We start from the raw sequence: 16,678 nt of genomic DNA, 5'->3' as shown, positions 1-16,678 counted from the left end.
CGGCGCGGCCGTTCAGTCGGCGGAGGCGTCCCGCTCCTCCGCGCCGGCGGAGGGGCCGGGCGCCGGGCGGCGCCGCCGGATCACGTACCGCCACAGCAGGTAGCCGGCCAGGGCCACCGCGAGCCACGGGGCCAGCGCCGCCAGGACGATCCCGATCCAGGCGAGGGCCGCCACCAGGGCGTTCCAGCCGCCCGCGAGCGCGTCGAGGAACCCCGGCCGGTCCTCGTCCTCCGACGGCTTCGCCGTCTCCTTCTCGGTGAGTTCGAGGGTGATCGTCGCCAGGGTCGTCCGGTCCTTCAGCGAGGCCTGCTGCGCGAGGAGGGATTCCAGGTCGGCCTGACGGCGGCTCAGCTCGCCCTCCAGGGTGACCACGTCGCTCAGCTGCGTGGCCCGGTCCATCAGCTCGCGGACCCGGGCCACGCTCGCCCGCTGGCTCGCGATCCGGCTCTCCACGTCCACCACCTGCTCGGTGACGTCCTTGGCGTCCGCCTTCCGCGACAGCAGCTTCCCGGTCCCCGCGAGCTCCCTGAGCACCGACTCGTACGAGGCCTGCGGGACGCGCAGCACGACCCGCGAGGTCACGTGGCTGTCGTCGATCCGTTCGGTCGCCTCGTTGGCGACATGGCCGCCCGCGTCCTCGGTGACCCGGCGGGCGGTGGCCAGCGCCTTCGTCGCGTCCTCGACCTCCACGGTCAGTTCGGCGGTACGGATGACGTGCTGCTGGGCCGGGGCGGGTGCGGAGGGCTTCTTCGCGTCCGCAGGCGCCCCGCCGCTCCCTGCCCTGTCCGCCTCGTACCCCTGGTCGGCCGCCGAGCCCTCGGCCGGCTTCGCCGCGCTCAGACTCTTCTCGTCGGCGCCGCTGTCGGATGCCCCGGCGCCGCAGCCGGTCAGCGCCAGCGAGACCAACAGCAACGCCACGGCCGCTTTTCGCGCTCCTTGCGCTCCTCGCACAGGATCCCCCCTGAGGTGGTGGTGAGTGATGCCGGTTCGACGTGCGAGGGGGTCTCGCGGGTTGCCCTCCGGCGGTAGCGAAGCGGTCACGTTCCGGCCTCGGAACGGGTTTGAGAGAGTGGAGCCATGAACGCGGACACCACGGTCAGCAGGACACCAGCGCATGTCGTTGTCGTCGGAGGCGGCATCGCCGGTCTCGCGGCGGCCCACAGACTGGTCTCGGCCGGCTTGCGCGTGACCCTGCTCGAAGGCGGGGACCGGATCGGCGGCAAGCTGCTCGCCGGCGAGATCGCCGGTGCCCCCGTCGACCTCGGTGCCGAGTCACTGCTCGCCCGCCGCCCCGAGGCGGTCGCGCTCGCCCGCGCCGTCGGCCTCGGCGACCGGCTCCGCGCGCCCGCCACGACCACGGCGTCCGTCTGGAGCCGGGGCACGCTCCGCCCGATGCCCAAGGGCCACGTCATGGGCGTCCCCGGCGACGCGGCGGCCCTCGCCGGGCTGCTCTCCGAGGAGGGCCTGCGCCGGGTCGGACGCGACCGCGAACTGCCCCCCGCCGACCTCGGCGAGGACATCGCCATCGGCGCCTACGTCGCCGAGCGCATGGGCCACGAGGTCGTCGACCGGCTCGTCGAGCCGCTGCTCGGCGGGGTGTACGCCGGTGACGCCTACCGCATCTCCATGCGGGCCGCCGTGCCCGCCCTGTTCGCCGCCGCCCGCAGCCACCCCACGCTCACCGACGCCGTCCACGCCGTCCAGCGGGCGGGCGCCGCGACCCCGTCCGACGCGGCGGGCGCCGCGACCGGTCTCGGCGGCTCCGCCTTCGCGGGCATCGAGGGCGGCATCGGAACCCTCCCCGAGGCCGTCGCCACGGCGATCCGCGCGGCGGGCGGCGAGATCCTGACCCTCATGCCGGTGACCGAGCTGCGCCGGGCACCGGATGAGGCGGGCGCGGGGGACTGGCGCGTCGTCGCCGGCGGCCGGGAGTTCCGCGCCGACGCCGTCGTCGTCGCCGCGCCCGCGTGGGCCGCCGCCGAGCTCCTCGCCCCCGAGGCCCCGGCCGCCGCGCGCGAGCTCGGGACCGTCGAGTACGCCTCGATGGCTCTGGTCACCCTCGCCTTCCGGCGCCAGGACATGCCCGAGCTGACCGGTTCCGGCTTCCTCGTACCGCCGGTCGACGGGCACACCATCAAGGCCTCCACGTTCTCCAGCCAGAAGTGGCAGTGGGTCTCCGACGCGGCCCCCGACCTCTTCGTCCTGCGGACCTCCGTCGGCCGCTACGGCGAGGAGGAGCAGGTCCACCGCGACGACGCCGACCTCGTCGAGACCTCCCTCAAGGACCTCGCCGCCGCCACCGGTCTCGCCGCCCGGCCGGTCGCCACCACCGTCACCCGCTGGACCGACGGCCTCCCGCAGTACCCCGTCGGCCATCTCGGCCGGGTCGCCCGCATCAGGGACGCCGTCGCCGAGGTTCCCGGACTGCGCCTCGCGGGCGCCGTCTACGAGGGCGTCGGCATCCCCGCCTGCGTCGCCTCCGGCCACCGCGCGGCGGAGGAGATCATGGCCCGGTTCGGGGACGAGATCATCGCCACGTCGGAAACCACCCACCCTGGTGCGGGGCACTGTCCGTGACGGGCGAGAATAGGCGTATGAGTGCGCCCGAAAAGATCCCGAACGCCGGTAAGAAGGCGAAGGACCTCAACGAGGTCATCCGCTACACCCTGTGGTCTGTCTTCAAGCTGCGCGACAACCTGCCCGAGGACCGCGCCGGCTACGCCGACGAGGTCCAGGAGCTGTTCGACCAGCTCGCCGCGAAGGACATCACCGTCCGGGGCACGTACGACCTCTCCGGTCTGCGCGCCGACGCGGACGTCATGATCTGGTGGCACGCCGAGACGAGCGACGAGCTCCAGGAGGCGTACAACCTCTTCCGCCGCACCAAGCTGGGCCGCGCCCTCGAGCCGGTCTGGTCGAACATGGCGCTGCACCGCCCCGCCGAGTTCAACAAGTCGCACATCCCGGCCTTCCTGGCCGACGAGACGCCCCGCGACTACGTCAGCGTCTACCCCTTCGTGCGCTCCTACGACTGGTACCTGCTGCCGGACGAGGACCGTCGCCGGATGCTCGCGGACCACGGCAAGATGGCCCGCGGCTTCCCGGACGTGCGGGCCAACACGGTCGCCTCGTTCTCGCTCGGCGACTACGAGTGGCTCCTCGCCTTCGAGGCCGACGAGCTGCACCGGATCGTCGACCTCATGCGTCACCTGCGCGGTTCCGAGGCGCGGATGCACGTCCGCGAGGAGGTCCCCTTCTACACCGGCCGCCGCCGTTCCGTGGCGGACCTGGTGGCGGGCCTCGCCTGACGGCGGCCCTACCGACTCGGTGACGGCCCGGCGACCAGCCGGGCCGTCACCCCTCGACCCGGAAGATCAGACGGCGGACGGACTTCCGACCGCCGGTCCAGCGACACCGGGTCCGGCTCCGGGTGCGGCGCGCACGACGCGCGCCGCACCGGCGTCATTTCAGGGGCCTGCGGTACGCCAGCGGCCGGTACCGCCCCCGTCAGCAGATAGCGCTCCAGGTAACCGTTGACGCAGGCGTTCGCGCCGCCCCCGATGCCGTGCGTCCCCGCGTCCCGCTCGGTCACGAGCGCGGAACCCGCCAGCCTGCGCTGGAGCTCAAGGGCCCCCTCGTACGGCGTGGCCGCGTCCCGCTCGGCGGCCAGGATCAGCACCGGCGGCAGCACCCCGGGACCGGTCCGCACGTCCAGCGGCTTCTGGCGGGGCGCCTTCCAGTACGCGCAGGGCAGGTTGGACCAGACGTTGTCCCAGGTCTCGAAGGGGGCGACCGCGGCGAGCGCGGTGTTGTCCCGGTCCCAGACGGCGAAGTCCTCGGGCCAGGGCGCGTCGTTGCACTCCACCGCCGAGTAGACCGCCGCCTGGTTGCCGGTGTCCTCGGTGATCTCCTCGCTCGGCGCCGCCTGCGCGATCAGCGGCTCCGCGTCGCCCTTCAGATAGCGGGCCAGTGCCGTCGCCCGCAGCGGCCAGTAGCCGTCGTGGTACCCGGTCAGCAGCATCGCCCGGTGCAGCTGGCCCGGCCCGACGCGACCGCCGGCCGGCTCGGCCGCGAGTTCGGCGCGGACCTTCTCGTAACTCTCCTGGACCTCCTGGGCGGTGGACCCGAGGCCGTACACCTTGTCGTGCTTGGCAGCCCAGGTGCGGAAGTCGGCCCAGCGGCGCTCGAACGCCCGTGACTGGTCGAGGTTGTTGAGGTACCAGATCTGGCGCGGCGCGGGGTGGACGGGCGCGTCGAGGACCATCCGGCGCACGCGGTGCGGAAAGAGCGTGGCGTAGAGCGCGCCGAAGTACGTGCCGTAGGAGGCGCCCATGTACGTGAGCCGCTGCTCGCCGAGCGCGGCGCGCAGCACTTCCAGGTCCCGGGCGTTGTTGAGCGAGTGGTAGTGCCGCAGCGCCTTGCCGGTGCGGGTCGCGCAGCCATGGGCGTACGTCTTCGCGCGGGCGATCCGCTCCTGCTTGAAGACCTCGGAGGGCTGGGTGGGCGCCGGGGTGGGGCCGGTCGCGCGGTCGACGGGGTCCTGGCAGGAGACGGGCGCGGAGCGGCCCACCCCGCGCGGGGCGTAGCCGACGAGGTCGTACGCGGCGGCGATCCGCTTCCAGGCGGGGAGTTCGGCGACCATCGGGAAGTACGTGGAGGAGGCGCCGGGCCCGCCCGGGTTGTAGAGGAGCGCGCCCTGGCGGTCGGCGGCCGGGCCCGAGGCCTCGATCCGGCTGACGGTGAGCGGGATCCGGGTGCCGTCGGGGTCCGCGTAGTCCAGGGGGACCAGGAGCGTGCCGCACCTGACCGGCGGCGGCAGCTTCTCGGCCGCCGGGCAGCCGCCGAAGGCGATGCCTTCGACGGCCGCGCGACGGGCCGCGACGAGCACGCCGCCGGTCTCGGCGGGCGGGGCGTCCAGAGCGGGCGCGGCGGCGGGCGGGGTGAGGAGAGGCGACAGCAGCGCGGCGGTCAGCGGTCCGACGGTTCCGGTCAGCGCGAGGGCTTTCACGGCAGGATCGTTGGAGCGTCCGGCCGCCGTGTAAAGGACCGTCGGGGCGTGTCGGCGGAAGATGACCCGATCAGCTGCTGGAGCCTCCGCCGCAGCTGGAACCGCTGCTGCTGGAGCAGGAGCTGCCGCTGCTGCTGGATCCGCTGGAGCAGGAGCTGCCGCTGGAGCCGCCGGAGCAGGCGCTCGCGGAGCAGCCGCCCCCGCCACCGCCGCCCGTGCCGCCCGAAGCGCCGCCGCACCCGCCGCCGTTGCCCGGGGTGCCCGCGCACCAGTGGAGCGTCGCGAACAGGGCCGCGTCGGTGCCGGACGAGGAGGACGACGAGGAGGCGTGGCTGCCGACGGTGCGGCCGGTCACGGGCATCCGGGCGGCGGCGATCAGCTGGGTGCGCAGCTCCTCGTCCGGTACGGCGCGCAGTCCGCGCAGCCCGACCTGGTGCCCGGCGTCGGGAGCGTAGACGTGGTCCCGCTGGTACGCGGTGGCGGCGCGGCGGCCCGCGGGCGTCACGCGGCGGGCGTTGTAGGCGGCGCAGAGGGTGGCGACGAGGATGCCCACGAAGAGGACAGGGCCCGACTTGAAGATGAACGGCAGCTCGTAGTAGCCGGTGTCGCCCGTGCTGAGCGCGAAGGAGAGGATGAACAGGGCGACCCATCCGAACAGGAGCGTGCGGCACCAGCGCTGGCCCGCCCGCCTGACCTCGGCGGTGACCATCAGGCCGCGCGCCGCGAGGCCGTCGCCGATCTCCTGGACGGCGGCGCCGCGCATCACGGCGAGGCGCAGCTCGTGCAGGGCCTGGTGCGGGGCGGCGTCGAGCTCCTGGAGGACGGCCCGTTCGACGTGGCTGCGGGGTGTCGCGCCGGGGCGCGGGACGACGATGCCGGGGCCGCCGACGGCGATCCGGCCGTCGGAGTGCAGGGCGGCGAGGGCCGCGTCGACGACGCGCGGCGGTCCGCCGATGAGGAACGCGGCCTCGCTGAGGTCGTGGACGGGTCCCCCGCCGCCCGCGCGGGCGGAGCGGAGGTGGACGATCAGCAGGGCGGAGCCGATGATCACGGCGGCCCAGAGGAGCAGGGCGAACAGGTTCATGGGGACGTCACCTCCGTACGAGTGCGGTGCGGGCGGCGCGGGCCGCGCGGGCGATCCGGCCGGCCGGGCGGGGCGGGCGGGAATCGGCGCGGTCCTGGTACCAGCGGGTGAGCCGGCGCCGGGCCGCGGGGTCCTCCGGGCGTCCCGCGACGAGCAGGTGCGCGACGAAGTCGAGGGCGTCGCGGCGGTACCCGCCGGACATCGGGCGGGTCCTGGCGTACCCGCGGAACGCGGGACGGTAGCCGTCGCCGAGGATCTCGGGCAGTTCGGGCGCGATCCTGGCGATCACATCGGTCCGCTTCCCGACGAGGGCGCGGCTCTGCACGCCGATCCGCTGCCGGTCGAAGCCCTCGGGCACGGGAGTCCCGGCGACCAGCGCGGACAGCAGCGCGGTCTGCGCGAGGTCCACGCTCTGCCGTGCGACGGGGCGTGGGGCGGGCCGGTTCGTCCGCGCCGCGCCGGAGCGGGCTTCGGTCGCCGCGGCCGCGGGGGAGTGTCCGGCTTCCTCCGGCGCGTGCACGGACGCCGGCATCGGGCCGCCCGAGACCCGCGCGCCCGCGCCGATCAGCGGCGCCGGTGCGGAGACCCGCGGACGTGCGCCGCGCAGACGGTCCCTGATCGCCGCCAGCTCCGAGGCCAGTTCCCCCGCCGGGGGGAAGTTGTCGTCCCGCTCCAGCAGGACGCCCGGCGGGGAGACCCGGGAGGCCAGGTCCGACAGGATGTCCAGGACGGGCTCCGGGACCGGGTGGGCGTGGGTGTCGTGCCAGACGCCGTCGCGGGCGAGGCCGCCCGCCACGTGGACGTACGCGATCGCCTCCACCGGCAGTTCGGCGAGGGCCTTCGCCGGCGACTCGCCCCGGTTGACGTGGTTGGTGTGGAGGTTCGCCACGTCGATGAGGAGCCGTACCCCCGTACGCTCCACGAGCTCCGCCAGGAACTGGCCCTCGGTCAGCTCCTCGCCCGGCCAGGCGATGAGCGCCGCGATGTTCTCCAGCGCGAGCGGCACGGGCAGCGCGTCCTGGGCGATCCGCACGTTCTCGCAGAGCACGTCCAGGGCGTCCCAGGTGCGCGGCACGGGCAGCAGGTGGCCCGCCTCGAGGCCCCCGGCCCGGACGAACGCGATGTGCTCCGTGACCAGCGGCGCCCCCAGCGCCGTCGCCGTTGCCGCCAGGTCCGCGAGCCGCGCCGCGTCCGGCCGGTCGGCGCCGCCGAGCCCCAGGGAAACCCCGTGCGGGACGACCGTGACGCCGCGCTCGCGCAGCCGCGTCAGCGGGTCCGGCAGATGGCCCGCGCACACGTTCTCCGCGACGACCTCCACCCAGTCGACGCCCGGCAGCGCCTCGATCGCCTCCGCGATCTCCGGCCGCCAGCCGATTCCGACTCCGAGTTCCGTCATGTCCCCCTCCTTCGGTCCCTCACCTGATGGCCCGGAAGGACCCGTTCGAATCCAGTCAGGGGGACGTTCAGAGGTTGATTTGAGGTTTCGGAGTCGGCGGGGCCTACGGCGTGGGCATCGAGTGCGGGGTCACGATCCCTGCGTCCGGCACCGGTCGCGAGGTGAACGACTGGTCCGTCCCCGTCGGCCGCACCGGGGTGGGCACGGCGGGCGACGGCACCACGGGCGGCCCGGTCGGCGGCGCCGTCTTCCGCCCCGCGGCCTCGTTCGCCAGCGCGTCGAAGTCGACCATGCCGGTCGCCTCCAGCATCGTGATGTGGTCGAGCACTGTCTGGTTCGCGTCGCTCGCCAGCTGCCGGATCAGCGAGTTGCGGGTCGTGTGGCGGACCTCCGCGATCAGCGCGAACACCTTGCCGTGGGCGTTGCGCAGCAGGTTGGCGAACTTGCGCTCGTACTCCTCCCCGCCGGCCGCCGTCAGCTCCCGCAGCCAGCCCTGCTGCTGCTCGGTCGGCTGGTTCGGCAGCTCCACGCCGAGCCGCGCCGCCACGGTCCTGGCCCGCCGGTCGAGGTCCGTGTGGCCGACCACGAGATGGTCACCGCACTCGACGATGGCCCGGCTCGGCGCGCGCTCGACGGCCTGCTGGCCGGCCGGCAGCTCCCACAGCCCGGCGAGCCGCACCTTGACCAGGAAGTCCCGGTCCGTGGCGGACAGCGGCCCCCACGGCGTGGGCACGCTGGAAGCGTTCAGATTCGCCTGGCCGGTGCCCGAACGGTCGGCGTAGGACCAGACGGGGAAGGCGAGCGCGCCGATCGTGGCGACCAGCGCCGCGATGATGAGGGCCGTGCCGTTGACGCGTAGCGACAAGGTGTCTCCCGTACGTTCTCTCCGCGCCGGTGCGGGTCACCGGCGGGGGTCACCGCAGACTGAACCGTCAACCAGGCCGACGGACAACCCACTTGGCGGTATCGGGAGATACGCGCGACAGCACGGCCGTGTTCAGTCGCCGAGCGGACCGAACCCGGAGAACCCGGCCACGAACGCGCGCGAACGGTCACGGCCCGGCCGGTTCACCCCTGTTCCAGGCGTACGTGGGAGCCGAAGCGGTCGCTGCCCTCGGAGACGAAGGTCGGGCCGGGGGCGATCTCGGTGAAGCCCGCGTCGCGGACCACCGGCAGGGCGCTCGCCGTGAGCGCGGCCCAGTGCTCGGCGCTGGCCTCCCGTACGGAGAGGGGGAAGCCCGCCTCGCGCCAGGACACGCGGTCGCTGTCGGACAGTTCCCACCAGAGCAGTTGCGCGGCGTGCCCGGCCTGGGCCATCGTCTTGCCCGCGGACATCTCCAGGTGCGGGTTGAGCCAGAGCGCCGGGTCTCCGGGGCGGCCCGGCCCCGGGACCGCAGGGTCCTCCAGGTCCGTGCCGGACACCTGGAGCTTCGCCAGCTCCTTGGGCCAGCCGTCCAGCGGGATCGGCGGGAACACCCGTACCTCCGCGGACTCGCCCTTGACCGTGATTCCCGGCAGCGCCTCCGCGCGCCGCCACTCCGCGCCGCGCGCCCGGCGCACGACCTTGCGGATCCGGGCGTCCTGCCAGTCCGTCATCGCCCTCGCCCACGCGCCGTCGCCCGTCGAGCGCTCGTCGGCGAGGATCTCCAGGACGGCGCGAGCGGCGGTCTCCAGCGCGTCGGTACGCGCCGGCGGCTCGGCCCGCTCGATGCGTACGACGAGGGGAAGGACGAACTGGGGCTTCTCGTCCCGTGCGTCCGTGGGTACGGCGGTGTCGATCTCGATCGGGATCTCGGTCTCGTTGCTGCTCACCCGGCAAGTCTGCCACTGCTCGCACAGGTGTTTCTTGTCGGAATGATCGGTTCCGGGACAGGATGCCTGTCATGAAGAGCGATCTTTTCTCCGGCGAACACCTCGCCGAGACCGGCACGTTCCCGGGTATGAGCCTGCAGAACGCCAAATGTGTGAAGTACGTCGTCAACGGAGAGATGCACGCACGGCAGGGATCGATGATCGCCTTCCGCGGCGACCTCCAGTTCGAGCGCAAGAGCCAGGGCATCGGCGGCATGCTCAAGCGGGCCGTGACGGGTGAGGGTCTCGCGCTGATGGCCGTCCGTGGCCAGGGCGAGGCCTGGTTCGCGCAGGAGGCGCAGAACTGCTTCATCGTCGAGATCGAGCCGGGCGACGCGTTCACGGTCAACGGCCGCAACGTGCTCTGCTTCGACGCCACCCTCTCGTACGAGATCAGGACGGTGAAGGGCGCCGGCATGACCGGCGGCGGCCTCTTCAACAGCGTCTTCACCGGCCAGGGCAAGATAGCCCTGGCCTGCGAGGGCACGCCGATCGTCATCCCGGTCACCCCGCAGGCCCCGGTCTGTGTGGACACCGACGCCGTCGTCGGTTGGAGCGAGCAGCTCCAGACCTCGCTCCACCGCTCGCAGTCCATCGGTTCCATGATCCGCGGCGGCTCGGGCGAGGCCGTCCAGCTCCGCCTCGACGGCCAGGGCTTCGTCATCGTCCGGCCGAGCGAGGCCACCCCGCAGAAGGCCTCCTCCAACTGAACCTGGAGCGGGTGGGGCGCCGTTACGGCCCGCGCGGCCCGTGGGTGCTGCGCGGGGTGGACCTCGTCCTGCCCGCGGGCGCCCTCGTGCGGCTCACCGGCGCCAACGGCAGCGGCAAGTCGACGCTGCTGCGGGTCGTCGCGGGCATCGACGCGCCGACCGAAGGACGGATCACGGGTCGGCCGCCGCGCACCTCGTACGTCCCGGAACGCTTCCCCTCCGCGCTGCCGTTCACGGCGACCCGCTATCTGAGCCACCTCGGACGCGTCCAGGGGCTCGACCGGGCCGAGGCCGCCCGGCGGGCGCGCGCGTGGCTGGAGCGGTTCGGGGCGGGCTCCTTCGCGGACACCCCGCTCGCCGAACTCTCCAAGGGCAGCAGCCAGAAGGTCGCCGTCGCCCAGGCACTCCTCGCGGACCCGCAGCTGACCGTCCTGGACGAGGCGTGGACCGGCCTGGACGCCGCCGCGCGGAGCGAACTCGACCGCGCGGTCCGCGAGCGCGTCGCGGCGGGCGGCACCGTGGTCTTCGTCGACCACGACCCGCGCCGGCTGTCCGGGGAGACCGACGCGGTGTACGAGGTGGAGGCGGCGGGCCGGGTACGTCCAGGAGCGGACCCGCGCCACGACGGCGGCGGCGCACGCCCGCGCGCACGGATCGTGGCCTCCGGCGGCCGCCCGCTCCCCGAAGGTCTTCCCGGCTCGCCCACACGTGCGCCCGGACCCGGCCGTACGGCGACGCCGACGGTGTGGGCCGTCGACGCGGCGCACTCGGACGCACTGCTCCGGGCCCTGCTCGACGCCTCCTGGCACATCCACGAACTCAAGCAGGACGGCGACCGGGTGGGAGGACGGGGATGACCGCGCTCCTTCGCTACCAGACCGACCTGCTGCTGCGCTCCCAGCGCTGGCTGGCGCCCCTGCTGCTGTACGCGGTCCTCCTCGCCGTCGCCGTGCGCTCCGGGGAGCCCGTGCTCGGCGCCCTCGGCTACGCGGCCGCCGCGCTGCTCCCGGTCACCGCCTGGCTGGTACGGATCTGTCTCGGCCAGGAGCCCGCCGCCGCGCGGAACGTGGTGGCCGCGGCGGCGGGACGGCGACGGGCGCACCTCGCGGCGATCCTGGCCGCCGTCCTCTGCGCGGCCCCGCTCGGGGCGGTCGCGGTGCTCGGGGTGACCGCGGTCGGCGACACCCGCGGTGTCGGCGCGCCCGGGGCCGTGGCCTCGGGGCTCCTGGCCACCGCGGCCTGCGTCCTGACCGGCGCGGCCGTGGGCACCCTCACCAGCCGCCCGCTGCTGCGCTCCCGGGGCTGGTCGCTCGCGGCCCTGGTCCTGGCCTCTCTCCTGGCCCTGGTGACGACCGGCTCCCCGGCGAAGCACGCCGTGACGGCCCTGGTCACCGGCGCGCGCACGGCGGCGGTCCCGCTGCCGTGGCCCGCCCTGCCGGGCGCCCTGCTCCTCGCCGCCGCGGCGGTGGCGCTCAGCGTCAGGGCCACGGCATGGCGGGAATGAGCGGCCCTAGGGCCTGTCCGGCCCTGATCCACCGGACAGGCCCTAGGGTGTGACCGTCCCCGCCCCGGCCATCAGCTCCGACACCTTCACGAAGCGGTAGCCCCGCGCGCGCAGTTCGGGCACGATCCTGCGGATCGCGTGCTCGGTGACGGGCGCCGCGCTGCGCGTGCAGTGCATGACCACGAGCGAGCCGGGCTTCACCCCGTCGATGACCTGCTCGGCGACCGCGTCGCCGTCCTTGGCGAAGGCATCGCCGCTGACCACGTCCCACTGCACCGCGGTGACCTTCGCGGGTCCGAGCGCACGCAGCGCCCGGTCGTCGTAGCAGCCGCCGGGGAAGCGGAAGTACGGCACGACGTTGCGCGCCCCCGCCTTCCGGAACGCCTCGAAGGCCCGCTGCACGTCGGCGGCCATGTCCTGCTTCGCGACCGTCGGCAGGCCGTAGCAGGGCGAGGCGAAGGCGTAGTGGCTGTACGAGTGGTTGGCGATCTCGAAGCGGGGGTCCGTGCCGATCGACCGGGCCTGGTCCGGGTACTCCTCGGCCCAGCGTCCCGTCATGAAGACGGTCGAGTCGACCTTCAGCCGTCGCAGGGTCTCGATCAGCGCCGGGTTGTCGAAGCGCTCCCCGCTCGCGGCCCGGGGCCCCTGGTCGGCCGTCATGTCGGCGTCGAAGGTGAGCGCGACGACCTTCTCCCCGCCCTTGCGGGCGCGCTCGAACACGGGCGTGACCCCACCGGGTCCCGGCGCCATCGTCGGCGGCGCCTTGCGCACGACGGCCGGCCCGGGCGCGGCACCGGGACTCGCGCTCGCACCCGTGGCGGGCTTGGGGCCCGACGAGGTGGGGTTCGACGGCGTGGCGGGGCTCGGCCGCGTGGTGGGGCTCGACGGTGTGGTGGCGGACGGGCCGTCAGGCGCCGTCGCCGTGTCGGCCGCGCCCCTGCCGCAGCCGACGAGTACGGCACCCAGCAGAGCAAGCGCCGACAGTTTTCGTACAGAAATGGTCACCCACGGAAATTAACCGATCAGGTCGCGAGCAGCCGCGTCCGGCACTCCGCCACGTCGAAGTCGCCCGGCGGGTACCGCGGGTCCAGGTCGGTGAGGTGCTCCAGGAGGAGCTTGCTGATCGCCCAGTTGCGGTACCACTTCCGGTCCGCCGGGACCAGGTACCACGGGGACTCCTCCGTGGAGCAGCGTTCGAGCGCGAGTCCGTACGCCTCCTGGTACGCGGGCCACAGAGCCCGCTCCTCGATGTCGCCGGTGTTGAACTTCCAGTGCTTCTCCGGGTTGTCCAGGCGCTCCAGGAGCCGAGCCCGCTGTTCCTCGTACGAGATGTGGAGGAAGACCTTGACGATCGTCACGCCGTCGTCGATCAGGGACTCCTCCCAGCGGTTGATCTGGCCGTAGCGGCGGCCGAGGTCGCGGCGGGGGACCAGTTCGCGGACACGGGCGATGAGGACGTCCTCGTAGTGCGAGCGGTCGAAGATGCCGATCTCGCCCGGCACCGGCAGCGCCCGGGAGATCCGCCAGAGGAAGGGGTGCCCGCGCTCCTCGGCCGTCGGGGCCTTGAACGCGCGGATCCGGCAGCCGGAGGGGTTGAAGTAGCCGATGACGTGCTTGACCGTGCCGCCCTTGCCGCTGGTGTCCATGCCCTGGAGGACCAGCAGCAGCCGGCGGCGGTCGCCGGCCGTGCTCGCCGCGTACAGCCGCTCCTGGAGGTCGGCCAGGCCAGGACCCAGCTGGGCCGTCGCCGCGATCCCGTCCGTCTTGCCCGCGGGCCCGGCCGGGATGTCCGACGCGGAGTACGCGGACAGGTCGACCGGCTCGCCGACCGGCAGCCGCAGGACGTCTCGGAGGGCCGGCTCCGCCCGCTTCCGCGGGGCTTCCCGCCCCGTCTTCGCGCGCCTGCCCCGCTCGTCCCGCTTCTGCTTGTCCTTGTCCTTGTCCTTGCCCTTGTCCTCCTTGGCCACCTCGCCGACCCTTCCCGTCCGTCCGGTCGCCCGCCCGCTCCGACCGCGCCCTCCACCGATCCTGCGACGGAAAGCGCGGCCGCGCGACCGGGCGACCGGCCGTCGACGGGGGCTACGTCAGCACCACGGGCCCCGCACGGCGAACGTCGTCCCCGGCGTGTAGCAGTTGACGTACATGGTCGTGCCGTCCGGGGAGAACGTCACGCCCGCGAACTCGCCCCACTCCGGGTTCTGCGGCGTGCCGATGTTCTGCGCCCCGCGGGCCACCGCGTACACCTCGCCCTTCCGGGTCAGTCCGTACACGTGCTGCGCCCCGTCGCCGTCCTCGCAGACCATCAGGCCGCCGCTCGGGGCGAGGCAGATGTTGTCCGGTGACTCGCCGGGGAGCTGGATGTCCGTGCTCGGGCCGAAGACGACGACGAGGGTCAGCCGGCGGCGGTGCGGCTCGTACCGCCACACCTGCCCGAAGTGGGTCGCGCCCGAACCGTCGGCGGTGCGGGCGAAGGACGACACGAAGTAGACGGACCGGTCGCCCCAGTAGCAGCCCTCCAGCTTCTGGGCGTGCGTGATGCCGCGCGGCCCGAAGTCCTGGAGCCTGATGGGGGTCTCGGCCGCCTGCGGGTCCGGGACGGGCACCCACTCGACGCCGTCGAAGCTCGCTCCGGTCTCCTGGATCACCGAGAGGTCGGGCACGCCCGGCACCCGCATGGCCTCCAGGGCCCCGCCCGCGCGCAGCGAACCGTGGCCGCCCAGGGGCTTCTCGGGCAGGAAGCGGTAGAAGAGCCCGAACGGTTTCTGGAACGCGTCCTCCGTCTCGTACACGATCCCGCTGCGCGGATCGACGGCGATCGCCTCGTGCGCGAAGCGGCCCATGGCCGTGAGCGGTACGGCTCCGGTGCGGCGCGGGTCGGCGCCGTCGACCTCGAAGATGAACCCGTGGTCCTTGGTGTAGCCACCGGTCCCGGCCTTGTCCTCGGTCTCCTCGCAGGTGAGCCAGGTGCCCCAAGGGGTCGGCCCGCCGGCGCAGTTGACGGCGGTGCCGGCGATCGCGACCCGCTCGTCGAGGACGTTCCCGCGGCCGTCGAGGGTGAGCGCCGTACAGCCGCCCTTGGCGGCCGGGTCGTAGGTCAGGCCCTCGACCGTCGGGACGCCGATCCTGCCGGTGACCCGGTTCTCGTGGTTGCGGACCAGATGGACGCGGCCCCGGCGGCCGGCGAAGGCGCCCATGCCGTCGAAGTTGCTCGGGACCGGGCCCTCGCCGGAGCGGAGGGGGTCGCCCTGGCGGGAGAGGACGGTGTAGCGGAAGCCCTTGGGGAGGTCGAGGAGGCCGGCGGGGTCGGGGAGGAGGGGGCCGTAGCCGGCGTGGCCACGGGCGGCGGCCGTACCGGCGAAGAGCTCGCCGAGGGCGCCCGAGAAGGCGATACCGGCGACGGAGGCGCCGGTGCGGGAGAGGATCTGACGTCGTGTCGCGGACATGCCGAGGCAACCCTTCTGTTGGCGGACAGAGAGAGAAGTGACGTGTGACCCGCATGTGTGTATCACGCGGTCTGGTGACACGTGAACCCATGCGGGCCACACGGCCTCACTTGGCGTCAGAAGTTGTACGGATCAGAGGAGTTCGGCGGTCAGCGTGATCGTCGTGCCGGTGAGCGCCTGGCTGACGGGGCAGTTCTTCTTCGCGTCCTCGGCCAGGGACTGGAACTGGTCCGCGTCCAGGCCCGGGACCTCGCCGCGGACGGTCAGGTGGATGCCCGTGATGCCCTCGCCCGGCTGGAAGGTGACGTCGGCCTTCGTCTCCAGGCGGGTCGGCGGGTTGCCCGCCTTGGCCAGGCCGTTGGAGAAGGCCATCGAGAAGCAGGACGAGTGCGCGGCGGCGATCAGCTCCTCCGGGCTGGTCTTGCCGTTCGGCTCCTCGGCGCGGGACGGCCAGGAGACCTCGTACGAGCCGAGCTTGGAGGAGTCGAGGGTGACGACGCCCTTGCCCTTGAGGAGGTCGCCCTCCCAGACGGTGTGGGCGTGGCGGACGGTGGCCATGTGAATCCCTTTCGATCGGGTATGGCCCCCAACCTACTGCGCGACCAAGCCCTTCGCGTCGCGTGCGAGCGCGGTGAGCCGGGAGATCGCCCGGAAGTACTTCTTGCGGTACCCGCCGTTCAGCATCTCCTCATTGAAGAGCTTGTCGAACGGAAGCCCGGAGGCCAGGACCGGGACCTCACGGTCGTAGAGGCGGTCGGCGAGGACGACGAGGCGCAGCGCCGTCGACTGGTCCGGGATCGCCCGCACGTCCGTGAGGCAGACCGCCGTCAGGTCGTCGGTGAGCGCGCCGTAGCGGCTGGGGTGCACCTTCGCCAGGTGGTCGAGCAGGTGCGGGAAGTCGTCGAGGGAGGCGCCGGGCGTCGCGTACGCCGCCTTCGTCACCTCTTCGTCGGAGTACGGCGCCGGCGCCTCGGGCAGCCCGCGGTGGCGGTAGTCCTCGCCGTCGATCCGTAGCGGACGGAAGTGCGCGGAGAGGCCCTGGATCTCGCGGAGGAAGTCGGCGGCGGCGAAGCGGCCCTCGCCCAGCTTGCCCGGGAGCGTGTTGGAGGTGGCGGCGAGCGCCACGCCCGACTCGACGAGCCGGCTGAGGAGGGAGGAGACGAGGACGGTGTCGCCCGGGTCGTCCAGCTCGAATTCGTCGATGCAGAGGAGCCGGTGGCCGCTCAGGGTCTGCACCGTCTGCTGGAAGCCGAGCGCGCCGACCAGGTTGGTCAGCTCCACGAAGGTGCCGAAGGCCTTGAGTCCCGGCTCGGCGGGCGTCGCGTGCCAGAGGGAGGCCAGCAGGTGGGTCTTGCCGACGCCGTACCCGCCGTCGAGGTAGACCCCGCGCGGACCGCTGGGGGAGGCGGGCTTCTTCGCGAACCAGCGGCTGAGGACCGGCCGCTTGCCCGCGCCGGTGGCGTGCGCGCCGCCGAGCCCTTCGGCGAAGGAGCTGAGGACCTTCACCGCGTCGGTCTGGCTGGGCTGGTTCGGGTCCGGGATGTACGTGTCGAAACGGACCGAGTCGAAGCGCGGCGGCGGCACCATCTCCGCGACGAGGCGGTCGGCGGGGACATGGGGCTCCCGGGCGCAGAGGGAGGCCGGAGCGGCTTCGGTGGAAGCCGCTTCGGTCATGGCGCGGG

16 protein-coding genes are annotated in these 16,678 nt (G+C 73.5%); 5 read left to right on the top strand and 11 right to left on the bottom strand.

What is annotated here, in order from left to right; all coding sequences use genetic code 11:
* Nucleotides 1-12: 12 nt before the first annotated feature.
* Nucleotides 13-918 carry a DUF4349 domain-containing protein gene (locus ACF09C_RS36820; RefSeq protein ID WP_392097978.1) on the bottom strand — a complete coding sequence of 302 codons (906 nt, stop codon included), beginning with the start codon at nt 916-918 and terminating at the stop codon, nt 13-15.
* A 159-nt stretch (nt 919-1,077) separates the two neighbouring features.
* Between ACF09C_RS36820 and hemG the strand changes: the two genes are divergently transcribed.
* Nucleotides 1,078-2,577, top strand: a complete 1,500-nt coding sequence (gene hemG, locus ACF09C_RS36815; RefSeq protein ID WP_392097976.1) for a protoporphyrinogen oxidase — start codon at nt 1,078-1,080, stop codon at nt 2,575-2,577.
* A gap of 17 nt (nt 2,578-2,594) precedes the next feature.
* Nucleotides 2,595-3,308, top strand: a complete 714-nt coding sequence (gene hemQ, locus ACF09C_RS36810; RefSeq protein WP_362014450.1) for a hydrogen peroxide-dependent heme synthase — start codon at nt 2,595-2,597, stop codon at nt 3,306-3,308.
* 8 nt (nt 3,309-3,316) lie between these two features.
* Here the strand turns inward: hemQ and ACF09C_RS36805 are convergent, their stop codons facing one another.
* From ACF09C_RS36805 to ACF09C_RS36785, 5 genes are all read right to left on the bottom strand, one after another.
* Nucleotides 3,317-5,008 carry an alpha/beta hydrolase gene (locus ACF09C_RS36805; RefSeq protein WP_392097974.1) on the bottom strand — a complete coding sequence of 564 codons (1,692 nt, stop codon included), beginning with the start codon at nt 5,006-5,008 and terminating at the stop codon, nt 3,317-3,319.
* 70 nt (nt 5,009-5,078) lie between these two features.
* Nucleotides 5,079-6,092: a TIGR04222 domain-containing membrane protein gene (locus ACF09C_RS36800; protein WP_392097972.1), complete on the bottom strand. Its 1,014-nt coding sequence runs from the start codon at nt 6,090-6,092 to the stop codon at nt 5,079-5,081.
* Nucleotides 6,093-6,099: 7 nt separating this feature from the next.
* Nucleotides 6,100-7,488: a DUF692 domain-containing protein gene (locus ACF09C_RS36795; protein WP_392097971.1), complete on the bottom strand. Its 1,389-nt coding sequence runs from the start codon at nt 7,486-7,488 to the stop codon at nt 6,100-6,102.
* A 103-nt stretch (nt 7,489-7,591) separates the two neighbouring features.
* Complete coding sequence (locus ACF09C_RS36790; protein ID WP_392097969.1) at nt 7,592-8,353, bottom strand: DUF4142 domain-containing protein; 762 nt, start codon at nt 8,351-8,353, stop codon at nt 7,592-7,594.
* Nucleotides 8,354-8,556: 203 nt separating this feature from the next.
* Complete coding sequence (locus ACF09C_RS36785; RefSeq protein ID WP_392097967.1) at nt 8,557-9,300, bottom strand: peptidyl-tRNA hydrolase; 744 nt, start codon at nt 9,298-9,300, stop codon at nt 8,557-8,559.
* 71 nt (nt 9,301-9,371) lie between these two features.
* Here ACF09C_RS36785 and ACF09C_RS36780 point away from each other — a divergent pair, with 71 nt between their 5' ends.
* The 3 genes from ACF09C_RS36780 to ACF09C_RS36770 are packed head-to-tail and all read left to right on the top strand — an operon-like array spanning nt 9,372 to nt 11,553.
* Complete coding sequence (locus ACF09C_RS36780) at nt 9,372-10,049, top strand: AIM24 family protein (RefSeq protein ID WP_392097966.1); 678 nt, start codon at nt 9,372-9,374, stop codon at nt 10,047-10,049.
* Nucleotides 10,046-10,906: an ATP-binding cassette domain-containing protein gene (locus tag ACF09C_RS36775; protein WP_392098082.1), complete on the top strand. Its 861-nt coding sequence runs from the start codon at nt 10,046-10,048 to the stop codon at nt 10,904-10,906. Before ACF09C_RS36780 ends, ACF09C_RS36775 begins: the two co-directional genes overlap by 4 nt.
* A complete protein-coding gene (locus tag ACF09C_RS36770; protein ID WP_392097964.1) occupies nt 10,903-11,553 on the top strand; it encodes an ABC transporter in 651 nt (216 codons plus the stop codon). The genes ACF09C_RS36775 and ACF09C_RS36770 overlap by 4 nt, the downstream gene beginning before the upstream one ends.
* Before the next feature lie 42 nt (nt 11,554-11,595).
* On the opposite strand, the gene ACF09C_RS36765 is transcribed toward ACF09C_RS36770, so the two are convergent.
* The 5 genes from ACF09C_RS36765 to zapE all read right to left on the bottom strand — a co-directional run bounded on the left by ACF09C_RS36765 (nt 11,596) and on the right by zapE (nt 16,670).
* Nucleotides 11,596-12,558 (bottom strand): polysaccharide deacetylase family protein, encoded by a 963-nt coding sequence (locus tag ACF09C_RS36765; protein WP_392097962.1) that lies wholly within the window; start codon nt 12,556-12,558, stop codon nt 11,596-11,598.
* A gap of 17 nt (nt 12,559-12,575) precedes the next feature.
* Entirely contained in the window at nt 12,576-13,394 is an 819-nt protein-coding gene (locus tag ACF09C_RS36760; protein WP_392098080.1) for a PPK2 family polyphosphate kinase, read from the bottom strand.
* 243 nt (nt 13,395-13,637) lie between these two features.
* Nucleotides 13,638-14,996, bottom strand: a complete 1,359-nt coding sequence (locus tag ACF09C_RS36755) for an alkaline phosphatase PhoX (protein WP_392097960.1) — start codon at nt 14,994-14,996, stop codon at nt 13,638-13,640.
* Between the two features lie 132 nt (nt 14,997-15,128).
* A complete protein-coding gene (locus tag ACF09C_RS36750; protein WP_362427667.1) occupies nt 15,129-15,554 on the bottom strand; it encodes an OsmC family protein in 426 nt (141 codons plus the stop codon).
* A 33-nt stretch (nt 15,555-15,587) separates the two neighbouring features.
* Entirely contained in the window at nt 15,588-16,670 is a 1,083-nt protein-coding gene (zapE, locus tag ACF09C_RS36745; protein WP_392098078.1) for a cell division protein ZapE, read from the bottom strand.
* Between the last annotated feature and the right edge of the window lie 8 nt (nt 16,671-16,678).

The organism is Streptomyces sp. NPDC014870 (assembly GCF_043081505.1).
Lineage (GTDB): Bacteria > Actinomycetota > Actinomycetes > Streptomycetales > Streptomycetaceae > Streptomyces.
This window is presented reverse-complemented; position numbering and strand designations above follow the sequence as displayed.